The organism is Streptomyces sp. NPDC001135 (assembly GCF_053598395.1).
The window spans coordinates 462,673-479,753 of record NZ_JBSFKD010000002.1 but is presented as its reverse complement, the minus strand read 5'-3'; the positions used below and the strand labels follow the sequence as shown (position 1 = coordinate 479,753).

The following is a 17,081-nucleotide window of genomic DNA, read 5'->3' as shown; positions in this document are numbered from 1 at the left end:
TCGTGTAGTGGACATTAATTAGGCACGCTATTAGTTAGACGCACTATCGATATGGGCGTACGATCGAAGCCATGCCCGAGTTGACCCACCCTCGCCGTCTGCTGGTGCTCGCGATCTGCTGTATGAGCCTGCTGATCGTGAGCCTGGACAACACCGTGCTGAACGTGGCGCTGCCCTCCATGCAGCGCGATCTGCACGCCACCACCTCCGGCCTGCAGTGGACCCTCGACGCCTACACGCTGGTGCTCGCCTCGCTCCTGATGCTCGCGGGCTCGACGGCCGACCGTGTCGGCCGCAAGCGGGTGTTCATGGCCGGTCTGGTGGTCTTCTCCGTCGGCTCACTGCTGTGTTCGCTCGCGCCGAGCCTGACCCTGCTGGTGGTGTTCCGCATGGTGCAGGCGATCGGCGGCTCGATGCTCAACCCGGTCGCCATGTCGATCATCACCAACACCTTCACCGACGCCCGTGAGCGCGCCCGCGCGATCGGCGCGTGGGGCGCGGTGGTCGGCATCTCGATGGCGGCGGGCCCGCTGGTGGGCGGCCTCCTCGTCCAGTCGGTGAGCTGGCGCGCGATCTTCTGGATCAACCTCCCGGTCGGTCTCGCCGCCCTCCTCCTCACCCTCCGCTACGTCCCGGAGTCCCGCGCACCGAAGGCCCGCCGCCCCGATCCGGTCGGCCAGCTGCTGGTCATCGCCCTGTTCGGCTCGCTGACGTACGCGATCATCGCGGCCCCGGACTCCGGCACGACCGCGGTGGCCCCGTACATGGCGATCGCCTTCGTGGCCCTCGCGGGCCTCCTCCGGTACGAGCCCCGGCGCTCCGAACCCCTCATCGACCTGCGCTTCTTCCGCTCGGCTCCGTTCAGCGGCGCCACGGTGATCGCGGTCAGCGCGTTCGCGGCGCTGGGCGGCTTCCTGTTCCTGTCCACGCTCTACCTGCAGAACGTCCGCGGCCTGAACGCCCTGCACGCGGGCCTGTGGATGCTGCCGATGGCCGCGCCGACGTTCCTGTGCGCACCCCTGTCCGGCCGCCTGGTGGGCAGCCGCGGCCCGCGCCTGCCCCTCCTGGTGGCCGGTACGGCGATGACGGCGAGCGGCGTCCTCTTCGCGGCCTTCGAGGCGGAGACGTCCCACACCGCCCTCCTCGTCGGCTACGTCCTCTTCGGCGTCGGCTTCGGCTTCGTGAACGCCCCGATCACCAACACGGCCGTCTCCGGCATGCCGCGCGCCCAGGCCGGGGTCGCCGCCGCGGTCGCCTCCACCAGCCGGCAGCTGGGCCAGACCCTCGGCGTCGCGGTGATCGGCGCGGTCCTGGCCTCCGGCATCGGCACGTCCTCGGACAAGTCCGCGTTCGTGTCGGCGGCCCGCCCCGGCTGGTGGATCCTCACCGCCTGCGGCCTGGCCGTCCTCCTCCTCGGCCTCCTCACCAGCGGCCACTGGGCCCACCGCACCGCGGAGCGCACAGCAGAGAAGCTGGAGTCGACGGAGATCCGCCAGCCGGTCGGCGCGCCCTGACACGCCTGGCGGCGGGTCGCCCCCACGGGCATGTGCCGGCACTCACCCCCCTGCCGGGCAGGCGGTGTCAGCGGTCGGTGACGACCGGCGCCCGTCCTCGGACCGAGGACGGGCCGCCGCCCGACCGTCCGGAAACCCTCTGCCCCTCAGACCGTGGCCGCGGCGCCGAGGGCGATGTCGTGCAGCCTTTCCAGCCGCTCGCGGGACTCCTCGTCGGCCGGGGAGTACGTCACCATCCGGGCGCCCAGTTCGGGGCCCAGCCACAGGTCCGTGTGTTCCAGCTTGAGGTGACCGACATGGGAGTTGAGGAACTCCTTGGTCTTGGAGCGGACGCCCATCACCTCGTAACGCTCCCAGTTCGCGCGGAACTTCGGGGACTCCTCCAGCCGCTTCAGCAGCATCTTCCAGGCCGGCTCGCCGAGATGACCGGCCAGGGACGCGCGCAGCCGGGCGGCCATCAGGCGCTGGGTCTCCTCCAGGTGCACGACCGACGCCTGCCACTCCTTGTTCGTGTACACGAGGAGCATGCAGTTGCGGTCCTGTGCCGGCAGCGCGTCCAGGTCGCACAGGAGGCGGCCGTAGGTGCGGTTGTAGGCGAGGATGTCGTACCGGCTGTTCTGGATGCAGGCCGGGATCGGCTCCAGCTGCCGCAGCATCCCGCGCAGCGCCGGCGTGACGCTCGGGCAGCTCGCGGCAGGGGTCGGATCGGTGGCGCCGGCCAGCTGGAAGAGGTGGGCGCGCTCGCTGGCGTCCAGCATCAGGGTGCGGGCCAGGGCGTCCAGGACCTGCACCGAGACCTGGATGTCACGGGCCTGTTCGAGCCAGGTGTACCAGGTGACGCCGACCGCGGAGAGGTGCGCGACCTCCTCCCGGCGCAGGCCGGGGGTGCGGCGCCGGGCGCCGCGCGGCAGGCCCACCTGCTCGGGGGCGATGCGCTCGCGGCGGCTGCGCAGGAACGCGCCCAGCTCGTGCCTCCGGATCTCCGAGCCCCGGGTCGGCTGTGCGGTGGTCTCCCGGGCCGTGGCCGTCGTCGTCATGGCTCCAGGGTGCCCGCATCCCCATCCTGTTGCCAGGTGGTTCTGCCACCAGGATGAGGACGCTCCGGTACCCGTCTGGCCGAGGTGTCCTCGCCCGTTTTCGAACGGCCGGTTCGGCTCTCGTGGAAGAGCCGTCGGTGGCCGATGAGTCCGGCACGGCGTCACGTCCCACCCGCAGTGGGGGCTCGTCGGAGGGATGGGGGTGCTGGGGCGGGCTTCCTGCCCTTCGCCCGGATCCGGCGAAGGCCGGGGCGGTCCCGCTGAGCCCACCACGGCGCCCGGCCCCACCTTCCCCTCATCCTGTTGCCGGGTAGTTCTTCTACCAGGATCAGAACACTCTGGTACCCGTCTGGGCGGTGGCGCAGGCTCGTGGTCATGAGTGAAACCGTCACCATCCGGACCGTTCCCGCGACGGCCGCACCGCCCGCACTCGGCGGGCTCGGGCTGTTCACCGTTCTGCTGGCCGCGGCACTGCCGCTGGTCGACTTCTTCATCGTCAACGTCGCCCTGCCGGCCATCGGCGCCGATCTCGCCGCGGGCGAGGCCGTGCTGGAGCTGGTCGTGGCCGGGTACGGGGTCGCCTACGCCGTGCTGCTGGTGCTCGGCGGGCGGCTCGGGGACCTGTTCGGGCGGCGCCGGCTGTTCCTCGGCGGTATGGCCGCGTTCGGGCTGACCTCGCTGGCCTGCGGGCTGGCCCCCGACGCCTGGAGCCTGGTCGCGGCACGGGTCGCGCAGGGCGCCTCGGCCGCCGCGATGCTGCCGCAGGTGCTCGCCACCATCCAGGCCACCACGCACGGCGCACGCCGCGCGAAGGCCATGAGCCTGTACGGCGCCACGGCCGGGCTGTCCATGGTCGCGGGGCAGATACTCGGCGGGGTGCTCGTCGCCGCCGATGTCGCCGGAACCGGCTGGCGGTCGGTGTTCCTCGTCAACGTGCCCGTGGTCGTGCTCGGTCTCGTCCTCGCCGTGCGCGTCGTACCGGAGACCCGCTCGCAGCACCCGGAACCCGTCGACGGTCCCGGCACCCTCCTGCTCGCGGTGTCCCTGCTGACGCTGCTCGCCCCGCTCACCGAGGGCCGGGCCGCGGGCTGGCCGCTGTGGACGTGGCTGTCGCTGGCCGCGTTCCCGTTCGCCGCCGGCGCGTTCTGGGCCGTGGAGCGGCGGGCCGACCGGGCCGGCCGGACCCCGCTGGTGCCGCCGAGCCTGCTGGCGCTGGCCTCGCTGCGGCGCGGCCTGGTGCTGATGGTGCCGTTCTCCATCGGCTTCAGCGGGTTCATGTTCGTGATCGCGCTGGCGCTGCAGCAGGGCGCCCGGCTCGGACCGGTGCCGGCCGGACTGGCCCTCGCACCGATGGCCGTGGCGTTCCTGTGCGTCTCCCTGGCCGGACCCCGGCTGGTCGGCCGCTACGGCAGCCGGGTCGTCACCGCCGGCTCCGTCGTGCAGGGCGTGGGCGTGCTGCTGATCGTGCTGGCCGCCTGGCGGGACTGGCCGCGTCTGGACATCGGCTCGCTGCTGCCGGGCGCGGCCGTGGCCGGCGCCGGACAGGCACTCCAACTGCCCAACGTGATGCGGCTGGTGATGTCGGAGGTGCCGCCGGCCCGGGCCGGTGTCGGCAGCGGTGTGATGGTCACCACCCAGCAGTCCGCGCTCGCCCTCGGTGTGGCCACCCTCGGCACCCTGTTCCTCACTCTCTCGGCGAGCCTGGGCATGCGGGACGCGCTGGTCAGCACGCTGCTGGTGCAGCTGGCCGGGATCGTGCTGACCGGCCTGCTCAGCCTGCGCCTGCCCCGTGAGGTCGGTTGAGCCGAGGCCACGGCTTGGACAAGCCCGGGTGAAGCCCTCCCCGCCGATGCCGCTCTTGCCGCACACTCCTGTGTGCCGGGACCGGGGAGGGGACATGCCGCAGACCAACAGCACCAGCAAGGTGAGTCGTTGGGACCAGCACGGCCGGGAGCACGTCGTGCGGGTCCAGCGCACGGGGGTGCAGCGCACGATCAGGTGCGACACCTGCGGCTGGCGCAAGGGCGCCCAGTTCCTGCCCTGGCTGAAGGCGGAGGAGCATCTGGCCGAGGCCCATCAGGCGACGGTCGATCCGGCGGCGGCCCGGCAGCCGTCGAGGTAGCGGCGCCGGATCCCGGAACCCTGTTTGACCTGCGCTCTTACCCGCTCGAGTGGCCGCTTTCGCCAAGTCGGTTCAGCCTGGGAAAGGTTCATCGAGCGACAGGAGACGAACATGACCTCGGTACTCCGCCACCGCTACGGCCGCGCGCTCGGCGCCGGTGCACTCTCCGTGGCACTGCTCTCCGGCGGAACGTCCGGAGCCTTCGCCGCCGGAAGCAAGCCCGTCGTCAGCCCCGCGAAGGCCACGATCACCATCACGGCCGACAAGACCTCGGTGAAGGCCGGTGACTCGGTGACGTTCTCCGGCAACACCACCGGCCTCAAGGTCGGTTCCCCGCTGGTGCTCCAGCACGAGAAGTCCGGCAAGTGGATCCCGATGAAGGCGACCACCAAGGTCAAGAGCGGCAGCTCATACTCCCTGACCACCACACTCAACACCCCGGGCACGGAGAAGGTGCGGGTCTCCAGCGCGACCATGTCCGGAACGGTCCACTCGCCCACCGTCAGCGTGACGGTGAGCTGAGCCCCCGTATCAGCAGGTCCACGACGGCCGTGAACTCCTCGTCGACGCCGGGAGCGGTCCACTCCCGGGCGTAACAGGGGTCGTGGAAACGGCCGGTGGCCTGGAAGACGGCCCGCGCCGCGGCGGCCGGGTCGGGCACCGGGAAGGCGCCCGACCCGGCCCCTGCCGCGATGATCCGGGTCAGCTGCGCGGTCAGGTCGGCGATGTGCTCGCCGACCGCCGCGCCGTTCTCGTCGGTCAGCACCGTGTAGGTGGCGAAGAGTTCGGGGTCGTCGCCCGCCTTGTGCCGCTTGGCCTCGAACAGGGCCGCGAGCCAGGCCCGCAGCCGCTCCTCGGGAGCGCCGTCCGCGGCGACGATGACGGCCAGTTTCTCGGCCGTCCGGTCCAGCCACCGCTTGGTGACCGCCTCGCGCAGCGCCGCCTTGGTCCGGAAGTGCCGGTAGACGCTGCCGTGGCTGACGCCGAGGGCGCGGGCCACGTCGACCACCGTCGCCTTGGCCGGGCCGTGGCGGCGCAGCACCTCCTCGGTCGCTTCGAGGATGCGCTCGGCGGTCAGGGTCTCGCTGGTCGGTGCCATGCCCTAGACCGTACCCGGCATCCCGGTCAGCGCTCGCTGTCGAGGTGTGCCATCTGCGCGGTCGGGTAGCGGTCGCCGGCCGCCGCGTCCGCCGGTACGGCCTCCTCGATCGCCGTCAGGTCGGCCGCGTCCAGGGTGACGTCCAGCGCGCCCAGCGACTCGGTCAGCCGCTCGCGGGTACGGGCCCCCACGAGCGGAACGATGTCGTCCCCACGGGAGAGCGCCCAGGCGATGGCGATCTGCGCAACGGTCACCCCCTTCTGCTCGGCGATCTTGCGCAGGGCCTCGACCAGGTTCAGGTTGTGCTGGAGGTTCTCGCCCTGGAAGCGGGGCGAGTGGGCGCGGAAGTCGTTCGCGGCCAGCTGCCGGTCGCGGGCGAAGTGGCCGGAGATCAGACCGCGGGAGAGCACGCCGTACGCGGTGATGCCGATACCCAGTTCGCGGGCGGTGGGCAGGATCTCCCGCTCGATGCCGCGGGAGATCAGCGAGTACTCGATCTGGAGGTCGGCGACGGGGGCGGTGGCGGCGGCCCGGCGGACGGTCTCGGCGCCGACCTCGCTCAGGCCGACGTGCCGGACGTACCCCTTCTCGATCAGTTCGGTGATCGCGCCGACGGTCTCCTCGATCGGCACGTCCGGGTCGAGGCGGGCGATCCGGTAGACGTCGATGTGGTCGACACCGAGGCGCTGCAGGGAGTAGGCCGCGAAGTTCTTCACGGCGGCCGGGCGGCCGTCGTAGCCGCTCCAGTTGCCCTCCGGGTCGCGCAGGGCGCCGAACTTCACGCTGAGCAGCGCCTGTTCGCGGCGGGCGGCCGGGGCGGTGCGCAGGGCCTCGCCGATCAGCATCTCGTTGTGCCCCATGGCGTAGAAGTCGCCGGTGTCCAGCAGGGTGACGCCCACTTCCAGGGCGGCGTGGACGGTCGCGACGGACTCCGCGCGGTCGGCGTCGCCGTACAGCGCGGACATGCCCATGCAGCCGAGGCCGAGGGCGGAGACCTGGGGTCCGGTGGTTCCGAGGGTTCGGGTTCGCATCGTCATGCCCTCACCTTGCCATGACAGCTGACAGATTTCAATATCTGTCATTCCATAGATGTCACTGCAGGCCCACTACCGGGCTGTCAGGGCGAGCTTCGCTCCGAGGGTGAGGAAGGATCCGGCGAAGCTCCGCCGCAGCCAGGTCATGACCTTCGGCCGTGAGGTGACATGGCTGCGCACGGAGGCGGCGAGGACGCCGTACAGGGCGAAGACGACGAAGGTCAGCAGCATGAAGACACCGCTCAGGCCGAGCATGCGCGCAAGCGCGTGCGGGTCGGCCGGGTTCACGAACTGGGGCAGGAAGGCGAAGAAGAAGATCGTCAGCTTGGGGTTGAGCAGATTGACCAGCACACCCCGGACGATCACCCGCACCGGGGAACGGGGCGCGGTGTCCTGCCCGACGGTGATCGCCTCCTTGTCCCGCAGCGTCGCCCACGCCATGTAGAGCAGGTAGGCCACACCGGCGTACTTGACGGCCTGGAAGGCGGTCGCACTCGCGTTCAGCAGTGCGGCGAGCCCGGTGACCGTGGCCAGTACATGGGGGACGATCCCGAGCGTGCAGGCGAACGCCGCGACGACACCGGCGCGACGGCCGTGCGAGAGGGCGGCGGCGAGGGTGTGGACGACACCGGTGCCGGGGGTGGCGACGATGACGAGGGCGGTGAGGAGGAAGGCGAGGCTCATGGGGTCACCCTCCCGCCGGCGCGGCCCGCGAGACAGGGCCAAACACCGAGCGGTTCACGGGACCAATCAGCGAGCGGCGATATGAGCTGGATTGCCCCCGTTGGACATGGTTCGCCGTCCCTCGGACAATGAAGTTGTCGGCGAGCAGTCACTTCGGCGGCGCCTGCCGCCGGCCGTGCGGTGCCCTCGCGCCGCCCGAAGGAGGCCCGCCATGGTCGTCCGTATCGCCACCTTCAACACCGAGAACCTCTTCCGCCGCCCCTCCGTCTTCCGTCTCTCCGACGCGGCACAGCGGAAGCAAGTCCTCGACGCCTTCGACAAGTTGGTCACTCTCCTGGACAAGCCGACGTACTCCGAGTCGGACAAGAAGGAGATAGCCGACCTGATCCTCGCCTACCAGGCCTACAGCAGCGACCCCGACAACCCGCCGCTCATCTACGTCAACCAGAACCGCCCCGGGAAGGGCAGCGGGCTCTTCGACACGCCTGCGCCCGGGTCCCACCCCACGGAGCTGCAGATCCGCGCCGGCGGCCGCGGCGAGTGGGCCGGCTGGGCCGAACTCCGGCAGGACGACCTGGACATGGCCGCGGTGAAGAACACCGGACGGGTGGTCAGAGAGGTCAACGCCGACGTCCTGCTGGTCCCCGAGGTCGAGGACCGGCTCACCCTGGCGCGCTTCAACCAGCACGTCCTGGGCCTGGGCCTGGGCTGGCAGCCGTACCCCTTCAATCTGCTGATCGACGGGAACGACCCGCGGGGCATCGACATCGGGATCCTCAGCCGCCTCCCGATCACTTCCGTCCGGCCGCACCTCTTCGACCCGGACCCGGCGGACCCGACGAAGCCCCTGTTCAGCCGCGACTGCCCCGAGTACGAGATCCAGCTCGGCGGCGGGGAGAGCCTGGTGCTCCTCGGCAACCACCTCAAGAGCAAGTTCAACGACGACCCCCGGCTGCGCCTGTCCCAGGCGGAACGGGTCGCCGAGATCTACCGGGCCGCGCTCAAGCGCACCCCGAACGTCGTGGTCGCCGGAGACCTCAACGACTTCCCGGACAGCAAGCCCGTCGGGGTGCTGCTGGGCGCCGACCCCCCGCCGCGCGACGTGATGAGCCACCCCCTGTACCGGGGCGAGCCGGGCACCCACGGCACCTGCCACTCGACGCGGGACAAGCTCGACTACATCCTGCTGCCGCCCGATCCGTGGTCGAAGGTGCAGCGGGTGGGCCTGGAGACGCGGGGCATCTTCGCGCACCCGAACCACTTCGACACCGTGACGTCGAAGGCCGACGAGGCATCCGACCACGCCGCGCTGTTCGTGGACCTGGAGCTGTGAGCAAAACGCCCGCCCTCCGGCCGACCGGGTCGGCTGGAGGGCGGGCGACGGCTCGGGCAGCGGGCGTCAGCAGCCCAGCAGGCGCTGGGCCAGGTACCCCTCGATCTGGTCCAGCGACACGCGCTCCTGCTTCATCGAGTCCCGCTCGCGCACCGTGACGGCGTTGTCCTCGAGCGTGTCGAAGTCGACGGTCACGCAGTACGGCGTACCGATCTCGTCCTGGCGGCGGTAACGGCGGCCGATGGCGCCGGCGTCGTCGAACTCGATGTTCCAGTTCTGCCGCAGCGCCTGGGCGAGACCCTTCGCCTTCGGGGAGAGCTCAGGGTTGCGGGACAGCGGCAGAACCGCGACCTTCACCGGGGCCAGACGGTGGTCGAGGCGCAGCACCGTGCGCTTCTCCATCTTGCCCTTGGCGTTCGGCGCCTCGTCCTCGACGTAGGCGTCGAGCAGGAAGGCCAGCATCGTACGGCCGACACCCGCCGCGGGCTCGATGACGTACGGCGTCCAGCGCTCGCCGGCCTCCTGGTCGAAGTAGGAGAGGTCCTGGCCGGAGGCCTTGGAGTGGGCGCCGAGGTCGTAGTCGGTGCGGTTGGCGACACCCTCCAGCTCGCCCCACTCGCTGCCGCCGAACTGGAAGCGGTACTCGATGTCGGCGGTGCGCTTGGAGTAGTGGGAGAGCTTCTCCTGCGGGTGCTCGTACCAGCGCATGTTCTCTTCACGCAGGCCCAGGCCGGTGTACCAGTTCCAGCGCTGCTCCATCCAGTACTCCTGCCACTTCTCGTCCTCGCCCGGCTTGACGAAGAACTCCATCTCCATCTGCTCGAACTCGCGGGTGCGGAAGATGAAGTTGCCGGGCGTGATCTCGTTGCGGAAGGACTTGCCCATCTGCGCGATGCCGAACGGCGGCTTGCGGCGCGAAGTGGTCTGCACCTGGGCGAAGTTGGTGAAGATGCCCTGGGCGGTCTCGGGGCGCAGGTACGCGACCGAGCCGGAGTCCTGGGTCGGGCCGAGGTGCGTCGACAGCAGACCCGAGAACTGCTTGGGCTCGGTGAACTGGCCCTTGTTGCCGCAGTTCGGGCAGTTGATGTCCGCGAGGCCGTTCGCCGGGGCGTGGCCCTTCTTCTCCTCGTACGCCTCTTCCAGGTGGTCGGCGCGGAACCGCTTGTGACACGCGGTGCACTCGGTCAGCGGGTCCGTGAAGGTGGCGACGTGGCCGGACGCGACCCAGACCTCGGAGGCCAGGATGACGGACGAGTCGATACCGACCACGTCCTCGCGCGACGTCACCATGTAGCGCCACCACTGGCGCTTGATGTTCTCCTTGAGCTCGACACCCAGCGGTCCGTAGTCCCAGGCGGCACGCTGTCCGCCGTAGATCTCACTGCACGGGAAAACGAAGCCACGGCGCTTGCTCAGGCTGACGATGGTGTCGATCTTGTCGGCGGCCACGGTGCTCTCTTCATGACGATTACGGCGACTGGCGTTGAAGCGAGATGCTTCCAGCTTGCGAATGATTCAGGTTACCGGCGCAGGCTCCCCCACGACCAAATCGGCCCCCTGCTTAGCAGCCCCGACAGGCATTGTTGACAACGGTTTCCATATTTGTTGAAAATGACTGTCATGAACGTACGACGACGCCTCATACCCGCCGCCGCGATCACCGCCGTGACCGCCCTCGGCCTCGGCACCCTCACGGCCTGCTCCGGGGACACGGCGGAAGCGGCGAACACCGGCAAGTTCGACGTCGTAGCGTCCTTCTACCCCATGGCATTCCTCGCCGAGCGCATCGGCGGGGACCACGTCCACGTCACCAGTCTGACCTCCCCCGGCCAGGAACCGCACGACCTGGAGCTCAGCCCCCGGCAGATCGCGGGTCTCGAGGACTCCGACGCGGTCCTGTACCTGAAGAACCTCCAGCCCTCCGTCGACGACGCGGTGGCCCAGTCCCCGGTGAAGACGAAGATCGACGCGGCCTCCCTGACCACGCTGGAGGACCACGGCAACGAGGTCGGCGGCCACGCGGCCGCGCACGACACCCACCAGAACGAGGAGTCGGCGGGCAAGGACCCGCACATCTGGCTCGACCCGGTGCGCTACGCCCAGGTCGCCGAGGGGGTCGGCAAGGCCTTCGAGAAGGCCGACCCGAAGCACGCGGCCGACTACAAGAAGAACACCGCGGCGCTGGTCGAGCAGCTGAACAGCCTGGACAAGCAGTTCAGGGACAAACTCGCGCACACGAAGACCAAGGTCTTCGTCACCACCCACGCCGCCTTCGGCTATCTCGCCGAGCGCTACGGCCTGACCGAGGAGGCCATCAACGGTCTCGACCCCGAGTCGGAGCCCAGCGCCGCCCGGGTCAGGGACCTGGAGACGATGGCCAAGGCCGACGGCGTCTCCACCGTCTTCTACGAGACGCTCGTCAGCGACAGGACCGCGAAGACCATCGCGCACGACGCCGGCCTGAGGACGGACGTCCTGGACCCGGTCGAGGGCATCACGGCCAAGTCCCGCGGCAAGGACTACCTCTCCGTCCAGCAGGCCAACCTCAGGGCGCTCCAGCAGGCCCTGGGCGCCAAGTGACCGACAGGGAAGGCAGGATCATGGGAGAGCCCGTCATAACCCTGCGCGGGGTCACCGCCGAACTCGGCGCGCGTCCCGTGCTGCGCGGCATCGACCTCACCGTCGGCCGCGGCGAGGTCGTCGCCCTGCTCGGCGCCAACGGCTCCGGCAAGTCCACGGCCATCCGCACGATCATCGGCCAGGTCCCGGTCAGCGGCGGCACGGTCGAGCTGTTCGGCACCCCGCGCCGCTCCTTCCGCGACTGGGCGCGCGTGGGCTACGTACCGCAGCGCACGACGGCCGCCGGCGGCGTCCCCGCGACGGTCACCGAGATCGTCTCCTCCGGCCGCCTCTCCCGCACCCGCTTCGGCGTCTTCCGCAAGGCCGACCGGGCGGCCGTGCGCCGGTCCCTGGAGCTGGTCGGCATGGCGGACCGCGCCCGGGACTCGGTGAACGCCCTGTCCGGCGGACAGCACCAGCGGGTGCTGATCGCCCGCGCGCTCGTCGCCGAACCCGAACTGCTGATCATGGACGAGCCGATGGCGGGCGTCGACCTGGCCAGCCAGGAGGTGCTCGCCCGGACCCTGCGCGCGCAGGTGGCCGCCGGTACGACGGTCCTGCTGGTCCTGCACGAACTCGGGCCGCTGGAGCCCCTGATCGACCGGGCGGTCGTCCTGCGCGACGGCTGCGTGCTGCACGACGGCCCGCCCCCGCAGGCACTCGGCCAGCACGCCCTGCCCGGCCACGACCACGTGCACCCGCACGCACCCGCGGGCGCCGAACCGATCCGCACGGGACTGCTGAGCTGATGGACCTCCTGAACTACGCCTTCATGCAGCGGGCGCTCATCGCCGCCGTCCTGGTCGGCATCACCGCGCCCGCGATCGGTATCTACCTCGTCCAGCGCCGCCAGCCCCTGATGGGCGACGGCATCGGGCACGTGGCGATGACCGGCGTCGGCCTCGGCTTCCTGCTGCACGCCTCGCCGGTGTGGATGGCCACGGCCGTCTCCGCGCTCGGCTCGGTCCTGATGGAACTGATCCGCTGGTACGGCAGGACCCGCGGCGACATCGCCCTCGCGATGCTCTTCTACGGCGGCATGGCCGGCGGTGTGATGTTCGTCAACCTCGCACCCGGCGGTTCCAACGCGAACCTGACCTCGTACCTGTTCGGCTCGCTGTCGACGGTCTCCCCGTCGGACGTCACGGCGATCACCGTGCTCGCCGCGTTCGTCGTCGTGGTCACCCTCGGACTGCGCCGCCAGCTGTTCGCGGTCAGCCAGGACGAGGAGTTCGCGCGGGTCACCGGGCTGCCGGTGCGTGCCCTGAACCTCCTCATCGCCATCACCGCGGCCGTCACGGTCACCGTCGCCATGCGGGTGGTCGGCCTGATCCTGGTCTCCGCGCTCATGGTGGTGCCGGTCGCCGCCGCACAGCAGCTCAGCCGCAGCTTCGCGGTGACCTTCGCGATCGCCGTCGCCCTCGGCGTCACCGTGGCGATCAGCGGCACGGTCACCTCGTACTACCAGGACGTCCCGCCCGGCGCGACGATCGTCCTGCTGACCATCGCCGCGTTCGTCGCGCTCACCGCCCTGGCCACCCCGCTGGCCCGCCGACGCGCCCGCTCGGCCGCCGCCGCGCACCCCGCCGGGGACCCGGCGGAGTGCACGATTCCGGCCACGAGGGGAGCCGCGGACGAGATCGGCGTCTGACCGCTGACGGTCCGGGCTGGCACAATGGCCGCCCGGGCACAAGCGAAACGTGAGGAGACAACGGTGACGACCGCTGGACCGCCCGTGAAGGGCCGCGCGACCCGCCAGCGTGCAGCCGTGGCGGCGGCCCTGGACGAGGTCGAGGAGTTCCGCAGCGCGCAGGAACTGCACGACATGCTCAAGCACAAGGGCGACTCGGTCGGGCTCACCACCGTCTACCGCACGCTGCAGTCCCTCGCCGAGGCCGGTGAGGTCGACGTCCTGCGCACGTCCGACGGCGAGTCCGTGTACCGCCGCTGCAGCAGCGGTGAGCACCATCACCACCTGGTGTGCCGTGCTTGTGGCAGGGCGGTGGAGGTGGAGGGCCCGGCGGTGGAGAAGTGGGCCGAGGCCATCGCGGCGGAGCACGGCTACGTCAACGTGGCGCACACGGTGGAGATCTTCGGCACGTGCGCGGAGTGCGCCGCCGGTTGAGCCCCGGGCTCCTCGCCTCAGGCTCTTCCGAAGCAGCGCTCCAGTTCGTCCAGGTCGTAGAAGGCGCTCCCCTTGCCGATCGGACGGCAGCCCGCCTTGAACGCCGTCTCCTTCTCGTTGTAGAGCATGCGGACCAGGAACCGGTCGCCCTTCCTGAAGACGTCCCACTGGATGTTCGTGCCCAGCGGAGCCACCGACGCCCCCCGCCAGGGATTGCCGGCGTACGTGTACGCCTCCCCCGGCGCCGCCGGCCTCGCGCTGCCCGGCAGCCCCATCAGCGCCGCCAGGGGAATGATCTCCTCGGCGTGGGTGAAGCGCAGCTCGGCCCCGAGATCGCCGGTACCGGCCCGCTTGGCCTCGGCCTGCCGGAAGAAGTCGTCGAGCAGGACGTCCGCCATCCTGTAGGTGATGTCGCTGTCGGAGAAGCCGGGCCCCTTCTCGTAGAAGTCCTCGGCGTCCGACAGATACCCGAACCACTCGGCGTCCGACCGGGAGACGAACCGCTCCATCCCCCAGCCCTCACCGTCCGGGCTCTCCTCGCTCATCGCCGGGGCGATGGCGTACAGGTCGTAGACGGCCCGCGCGGCGCCGACCTGGTCGGGGATCCGGTCGACGAAGGCGTCCTTGAAGATCCGCCGCAGGACACTGCGCGCGGCCTCGTGCGTCCGGGGCTGGTCGGTGATCGCGTTCAGGGTGTCCTTGAGGCGCTGGTCGTTCGCGAGGTAGTCGCGGTACGCGGCGCCGCCCGCCGCCTTGTGGAAGTACAGCAGGTCCCTGTCCGTGCGGGTCGCCCCGATCAAGGGCTCCAGCGCCGGGTCGGCCGCCGCGAGCGCCCCGGTGAACTCCCCCGCGCTGTCCACGGCCCGCCCCTGCCCGGAGCTGACCACGTCGATCTTCTCGCCCCGGTCGGCGATCTCCGCGAACAGGTCGGGCAGCCGGTGCTCCATGCGCGTCGCCGTGTCCCGCATCTCCTGCCGCCCGCGCCCGCTGAGGTTGCCGTACCCGACCTTCTCCATGGCGGCCGTCAGCGCCCGCACACGCGGACCGAACTCCTCGCCTCTCCCGGTGAGCTGCCCCTGCTCCCGCGCCTCGTCCCACAGGGCGAGGACCAGGTCGCCGTCCTCGCCGTCCGTCGCCGCACGGGAGCCGTGCCGGGAGACGTTCTCGGTGAGGACGGCGGTGTAACCGGCCGGGGGCCGCTGATAGGTGTGCGGGCTCTGCCGGGGCTCGTACGGGGCCTTGGTGCCGTAGCTGTCGCGGTGCGCGGGACCGTCGCCGACGGCGTGCGCGGGCAGCGCGGTGAGCAGCAGGGCGCCGAGGGCGAGGACGGGCGTGAGTCGTCTCATGAGTCCCGTATCCTCGGCGCCCCGTGTGAACCGCCGATGGCTACGAGGTGGAATCGCCCTTCATCGCGGCCTCCATGGCGAGGAGTTCCTCGTTCGGGACGGCGCCGCCGAACCGCCGGTCGCGGGAGGCGAATTCGACACAGGCCCGCCACAGGTCACGGCGGTCGAAGTCGGGCCACAGCACGTCCTGGAAGACCATCTCGGCGTACGCGCTCTGCCAGAGCAGGTAGTTGGAGGTGCGCTGCTCGCCGCTGGGGCGCAGGAAGAGGTCCACGTCCGGCATGTCCGGGTAGTACAGGTACTTCTGAAGGGTCTTCTCGTTGACCTTCCCCGGGTCCAGCCGCCCCGCCCGCACGTCCTCGGCCAGCGCCTTCGCCGCGTCGGCGATCTCGGCCCGCCCGCCGTAGTTCATGCAGAAGTACAGCGTGAGCAGATCGTTGTCCTTCGTCTGCTCCTGGGCGATCTGCAGTTCCTTGGCGACCGACTTCCACAGCTTGGGCATGCGCCCCACCCAGCGCACCCGGATGCCGAGTGCGTCGAGCTGGTCGCGGGTCTTGCGGATGAAGTCGCGGTTGAAGTTCATCAGGAAGCGGACCTCGTCGGGCGAGCGCTTCCAGTTCTCGGTGGAGAAGGCGTACAGGGAGATGTTGCGCACACCGATCTCGATGGACCCCTGCAGGACGTCGAGCACCCGCTCGGCACCGACCTTGTGCCCTTCCGTGCGCGGCAGGCCCCGTTCCTTGGCCCACCGCCCGTTGCCGTCCATGACGATGGCCACGTGGTTCGGCACCAGCTCGCCAGGGAGCCTGGGCGCACGCGCACCGGACGGATGCGGCTCCGGCGCCTTGTACTCGCGCCGCTGGCGCCCCAGGATCCCGCGTACGACCATGTGCTTCTCGTCTCCCTCTACGTCTTTTCCACATACCTGAGCGAACGCAGCCCGCGCTCCAGATGCCAGTGCAGGTAGGCGGACACCAGCCCGCTGCCCTCGCGGACGTACCGGGCCTCGCACGCGTCCGCCGTCTCCCAGTCTCCCGTAAGCAGCGCCCCGAGCAGCACCAGGGTCTGCGGCGACGGTACGACACTCCCGGGGACCCGGCAGTCGACGCAGACGGAGCCGCCGGAGGCCACGGAGAAGAACCGGTTCGGCCCGGGCATGCCGCACTTCGCGCAGTCGGTGAAACTCGGGGCGTATCCGTTGACGGCGAGGGAGCGCAGCAGAAAGGCGTCGAGCACGAGATGCGGCGCATGCTCACCCCGGGCGAGCGTCCTCAGGGCGCCCACCAGCAGCAGATACTGCTGCACGGCCGGCTCCCCCTCGTGATCGGTGAACCGCTCGGCGGTCTCCAGCATGGCCGTCCCGGCGGTGTACCGGGCGTAGTCGGTGACGATCCCGCCGCCGTACGGTGCGATGGTCTCACTCTGCGTACACAACGGCAGTCCGCGCCCGACCAGCTCACTCCCCCGCGCGAAGAACTGCACGTCGACGTGGGAGAAGGGTTCCAGCCGGGCCCCGAACTTGGATTTCGTCCGCCGCACCCCCCGGGCCACGGCCCGCACCCGCCCGTGCCCCCGCGTGAGCAACGTGATGATCCGGTCCGCCTCACCCAGCTTCTGGGTGCGCAGCACGATGCCGTCGTCGCGGAACAGACTCACAGCCCACCCCCGCTTCCCACCGGCCGGGGGTCCGGGGGTTGGCCCCCGGAACAGCACAGCATGATCCGGTCCGCCTCACCCAGCTTCTGGGTGCGCAGCACGATGCCGTCGTCGCGGAACAGGCTCATGGCACCATTCTCGCCCATGCCGGGGAGCGGCTAGAGCGTTTCCCCACGGCTGCGGGCGTTGGCGTACGCGGTGGCCGCCCTGAGCCGCTCGGCGGCGGTCGCGGCGCGCAGCGCACCGGGCTCGGCGTCCCACTCCCGGCCCCCGCCATACGGTCTCAGCTGCACATAGGGCCCCTCGGCTCCCATGACGATGCCGAGCCTGCCCGTGCGGGTGTCCACGACATGGCTGCCGACAGCGGGCTTCTTCGACCACACTTCCTCCAACGCTTCCTCCGCCTCCTCGACACACAGCGCCGCGCGGGTGGTTACGCCGCACCTACACCCTGCTCCCCTGCCCCTCGCAGTTTCACGCTTCGCACATTCGATGTGACGCTCCGCCACTAA

Annotated in this window: 19 protein-coding genes; 9 read left to right on the top strand and 10 right to left on the bottom strand. The window is 70.6% G+C overall.

All coding sequences use genetic code 11. The annotated features are described in order from the left end of the window. Positions 1 to 71: 71 nt before the first annotated feature. Complete coding sequence (locus ACWC94_RS05190) at positions 72 to 1,514, top strand: MFS transporter (protein ID WP_450795000.1); 1,443 nt, start codon at positions 72 to 74, stop codon at positions 1,512 to 1,514. Positions 1,515 to 1,660: 146 nt separating this feature from the next. On the opposite strand, the gene ACWC94_RS05185 is transcribed toward ACWC94_RS05190, so the two are convergent. After that, positions 1,661 to 2,551 (bottom strand): helix-turn-helix transcriptional regulator, encoded by an 891-nt coding sequence (locus ACWC94_RS05185; RefSeq protein WP_450794999.1) that lies wholly within the window; start codon positions 2,549 to 2,551, stop codon positions 1,661 to 1,663. 375 nt (positions 2,552 to 2,926) lie between these two features. Between ACWC94_RS05185 and ACWC94_RS05180 the strand changes: the two genes are divergently transcribed. The 3 genes from ACWC94_RS05180 to ACWC94_RS05170 all read left to right on the top strand — a co-directional run bounded on the left by ACWC94_RS05180 (position 2,927) and on the right by ACWC94_RS05170 (position 5,195). After that, positions 2,927 to 4,354 (top strand): MFS transporter, encoded by a 1,428-nt coding sequence (locus ACWC94_RS05180; RefSeq protein ID WP_450794998.1) that lies wholly within the window; start codon positions 2,927 to 2,929, stop codon positions 4,352 to 4,354. 94 nt (positions 4,355 to 4,448) lie between these two features. Next, complete coding sequence (locus tag ACWC94_RS05175; RefSeq protein ID WP_450794997.1) at positions 4,449 to 4,673, top strand: hypothetical protein; 225 nt, start codon at positions 4,449 to 4,451, stop codon at positions 4,671 to 4,673. A gap of 111 nt (positions 4,674 to 4,784) precedes the next feature. Then, a complete protein-coding gene (locus tag ACWC94_RS05170; protein ID WP_450794996.1) occupies positions 4,785 to 5,195 on the top strand; it encodes a hypothetical protein in 411 nt (136 codons plus the stop codon). Here ACWC94_RS05170 and ACWC94_RS05165 read toward each other — a convergent pair. The 3 genes from ACWC94_RS05165 to ACWC94_RS05155 all read right to left on the bottom strand — a co-directional run bounded on the left by ACWC94_RS05165 (position 5,176) and on the right by ACWC94_RS05155 (position 7,490). After that, entirely contained in the window at positions 5,176 to 5,772 is a 597-nt protein-coding gene (locus ACWC94_RS05165) for a TetR family transcriptional regulator (protein ID WP_450794994.1), read from the bottom strand. The two genes, ACWC94_RS05170 and ACWC94_RS05165, sit on opposite strands and share 20 nt — an antisense overlap. Positions 5,773 to 5,798: 26 nt before the next feature. Beyond that, positions 5,799 to 6,809: an aldo/keto reductase gene (locus ACWC94_RS05160; RefSeq protein ID WP_450794993.1), complete on the bottom strand. Its 1,011-nt coding sequence runs from the start codon at positions 6,807 to 6,809 to the stop codon at positions 5,799 to 5,801. Positions 6,810 to 6,878: 69 nt separating this feature from the next. Then, the gene (locus tag ACWC94_RS05155) at positions 6,879 to 7,490 is read right to left on the bottom strand and encodes a LysE family translocator (protein ID WP_450794992.1); all 612 of its coding nucleotides are present in this window, start codon (positions 7,488 to 7,490) and stop codon (positions 6,879 to 6,881) included. Between the two features lie 211 nt (positions 7,491 to 7,701). On the opposite strand from ACWC94_RS05155, the gene ACWC94_RS05150 reads away from it, so the two are divergent. Beyond that, the gene (locus ACWC94_RS05150; protein WP_450794991.1) at positions 7,702 to 8,823 is read left to right on the top strand and encodes an endonuclease/exonuclease/phosphatase family protein; all 1,122 of its coding nucleotides are present in this window, start codon (positions 7,702 to 7,704) and stop codon (positions 8,821 to 8,823) included. 66 nt (positions 8,824 to 8,889) lie between these two features. Here the strand turns inward: ACWC94_RS05150 and ACWC94_RS05145 are convergent, their stop codons facing one another. Beyond that, positions 8,890 to 10,272, bottom strand: coding sequence for a glycine--tRNA ligase (locus ACWC94_RS05145; RefSeq protein WP_450794990.1), 1,383 nt, complete (start codon positions 10,270 to 10,272; stop codon positions 8,890 to 8,892). A 171-nt stretch (positions 10,273 to 10,443) separates the two neighbouring features. Here ACWC94_RS05145 and ACWC94_RS05140 point away from each other — a divergent pair, with 171 nt between their 5' ends. From ACWC94_RS05140 to ACWC94_RS05125, 4 genes are all read left to right on the top strand, one after another. Further along, positions 10,444 to 11,403: a metal ABC transporter substrate-binding protein gene (locus tag ACWC94_RS05140; RefSeq protein WP_450794989.1), complete on the top strand. Its 960-nt coding sequence runs from the start codon at positions 10,444 to 10,446 to the stop codon at positions 11,401 to 11,403. A gap of 17 nt (positions 11,404 to 11,420) precedes the next feature. Further along, on the top strand, positions 11,421 to 12,191 hold the full coding sequence (locus ACWC94_RS05135) for a metal ABC transporter ATP-binding protein (RefSeq protein ID WP_450795030.1): 771 nt from the start codon (positions 11,421 to 11,423) through the stop codon (positions 12,189 to 12,191). After that, a complete protein-coding gene (locus ACWC94_RS05130) occupies positions 12,191 to 13,093 on the top strand; it encodes a metal ABC transporter permease (RefSeq protein ID WP_450794988.1) in 903 nt (300 codons plus the stop codon). The genes ACWC94_RS05135 and ACWC94_RS05130 overlap by 1 nt, the downstream gene beginning before the upstream one ends. Positions 13,094 to 13,156: 63 nt before the next feature. Then, entirely contained in the window at positions 13,157 to 13,567 is a 411-nt protein-coding gene (locus ACWC94_RS05125; RefSeq protein WP_450794987.1) for a Fur family transcriptional regulator, read from the top strand. A gap of 17 nt (positions 13,568 to 13,584) precedes the next feature. On the opposite strand, the gene ACWC94_RS05120 is transcribed toward ACWC94_RS05125, so the two are convergent. Genes ACWC94_RS05120 through ACWC94_RS05100 form a run of 5 tightly spaced genes read right to left on the bottom strand, consistent with a single transcriptional unit; the run spans position 13,585 to position 16,952 of the window. Beyond that, positions 13,585 to 14,913 carry a histidine-type phosphatase gene (locus ACWC94_RS05120; RefSeq protein ID WP_450794986.1) on the bottom strand — a complete coding sequence of 443 codons (1,329 nt, stop codon included), beginning with the start codon at positions 14,911 to 14,913 and terminating at the stop codon, positions 13,585 to 13,587. A 40-nt stretch (positions 14,914 to 14,953) separates the two neighbouring features. Then, complete coding sequence (locus ACWC94_RS05115) at positions 14,954 to 15,802, bottom strand: isoprenyl transferase (protein WP_450794985.1); 849 nt, start codon at positions 15,800 to 15,802, stop codon at positions 14,954 to 14,956. 17 nt (positions 15,803 to 15,819) lie between these two features. Further along, positions 15,820 to 16,569, bottom strand: a complete 750-nt coding sequence (recO, locus tag ACWC94_RS05110; protein ID WP_450794984.1) for a DNA repair protein RecO — start codon at positions 16,567 to 16,569, stop codon at positions 15,820 to 15,822. Beyond that, positions 16,566 to 16,697: a hypothetical protein gene (locus tag ACWC94_RS05105; protein WP_450794983.1), complete on the bottom strand. Its 132-nt coding sequence runs from the start codon at positions 16,695 to 16,697 to the stop codon at positions 16,566 to 16,568. Before ACWC94_RS05105 ends, recO begins: the two co-directional genes overlap by 4 nt. Positions 16,698 to 16,727: 30 nt before the next feature. After that, complete coding sequence (locus ACWC94_RS05100; protein WP_450795029.1) at positions 16,728 to 16,952, bottom strand: hypothetical protein; 225 nt, start codon at positions 16,950 to 16,952, stop codon at positions 16,728 to 16,730. Between the last annotated feature and the right edge of the window lie 129 nt (positions 16,953 to 17,081).

What these genes read in the sequence shown, in the direction of transcription:
- ACWC94_RS05190 (WP_450795000.1), top strand. Translation starts at nt 72, where the DNA reads ATGCCCGAGTTGACCCACCCTCGCCGTCTGCTGGTGCTCGCGATCTGC.
- ACWC94_RS05185 (WP_450794999.1), bottom strand. Translation starts at nt 2,551, where the DNA reads ATGACGACGACGGCCACGGCCCGGGAGACCACCGCACAGCCGACCCGG.
- ACWC94_RS05180 (WP_450794998.1), top strand. Translation starts at nt 2,927, where the DNA reads ATGAGTGAAACCGTCACCATCCGGACCGTTCCCGCGACGGCCGCACCG.
- ACWC94_RS05175 (WP_450794997.1), top strand. Translation starts at nt 4,449, where the DNA reads ATGCCGCAGACCAACAGCACCAGCAAGGTGAGTCGTTGGGACCAGCAC.
- ACWC94_RS05170 (WP_450794996.1), top strand. Translation starts at nt 4,785, where the DNA reads ATGACCTCGGTACTCCGCCACCGCTACGGCCGCGCGCTCGGCGCCGGT.
- ACWC94_RS05165 (WP_450794994.1), bottom strand. Translation starts at nt 5,772, where the DNA reads ATGGCACCGACCAGCGAGACCCTGACCGCCGAGCGCATCCTCGAAGCG.
- ACWC94_RS05160 (WP_450794993.1), bottom strand. Translation starts at nt 6,809, where the DNA reads ATGACGATGCGAACCCGAACCCTCGGAACCACCGGACCCCAGGTCTCC.
- ACWC94_RS05155 (WP_450794992.1), bottom strand. Translation starts at nt 7,490, where the DNA reads ATGAGCCTCGCCTTCCTCCTCACCGCCCTCGTCATCGTCGCCACCCCC.
- ACWC94_RS05150 (WP_450794991.1), top strand. Translation starts at nt 7,702, where the DNA reads ATGGTCGTCCGTATCGCCACCTTCAACACCGAGAACCTCTTCCGCCGC.
- ACWC94_RS05140 (WP_450794989.1), top strand. Translation starts at nt 10,444, where the DNA reads ATGAACGTACGACGACGCCTCATACCCGCCGCCGCGATCACCGCCGTG.
- ACWC94_RS05130 (WP_450794988.1), top strand. Translation starts at nt 12,191, where the DNA reads ATGGACCTCCTGAACTACGCCTTCATGCAGCGGGCGCTCATCGCCGCC.
- ACWC94_RS05120 (WP_450794986.1), bottom strand. Translation starts at nt 14,913, where the DNA reads ATGAGACGACTCACGCCCGTCCTCGCCCTCGGCGCCCTGCTGCTCACC.
- ACWC94_RS05115 (WP_450794985.1), bottom strand. Translation starts at nt 15,802, where the DNA reads ATGGTCGTACGCGGGATCCTGGGGCGCCAGCGGCGCGAGTACAAGGCG.
- ACWC94_RS05105 (WP_450794983.1), bottom strand. Translation starts at nt 16,697, where the DNA reads ATGAGCCTGTTCCGCGACGACGGCATCGTGCTGCGCACCCAGAAGCTG.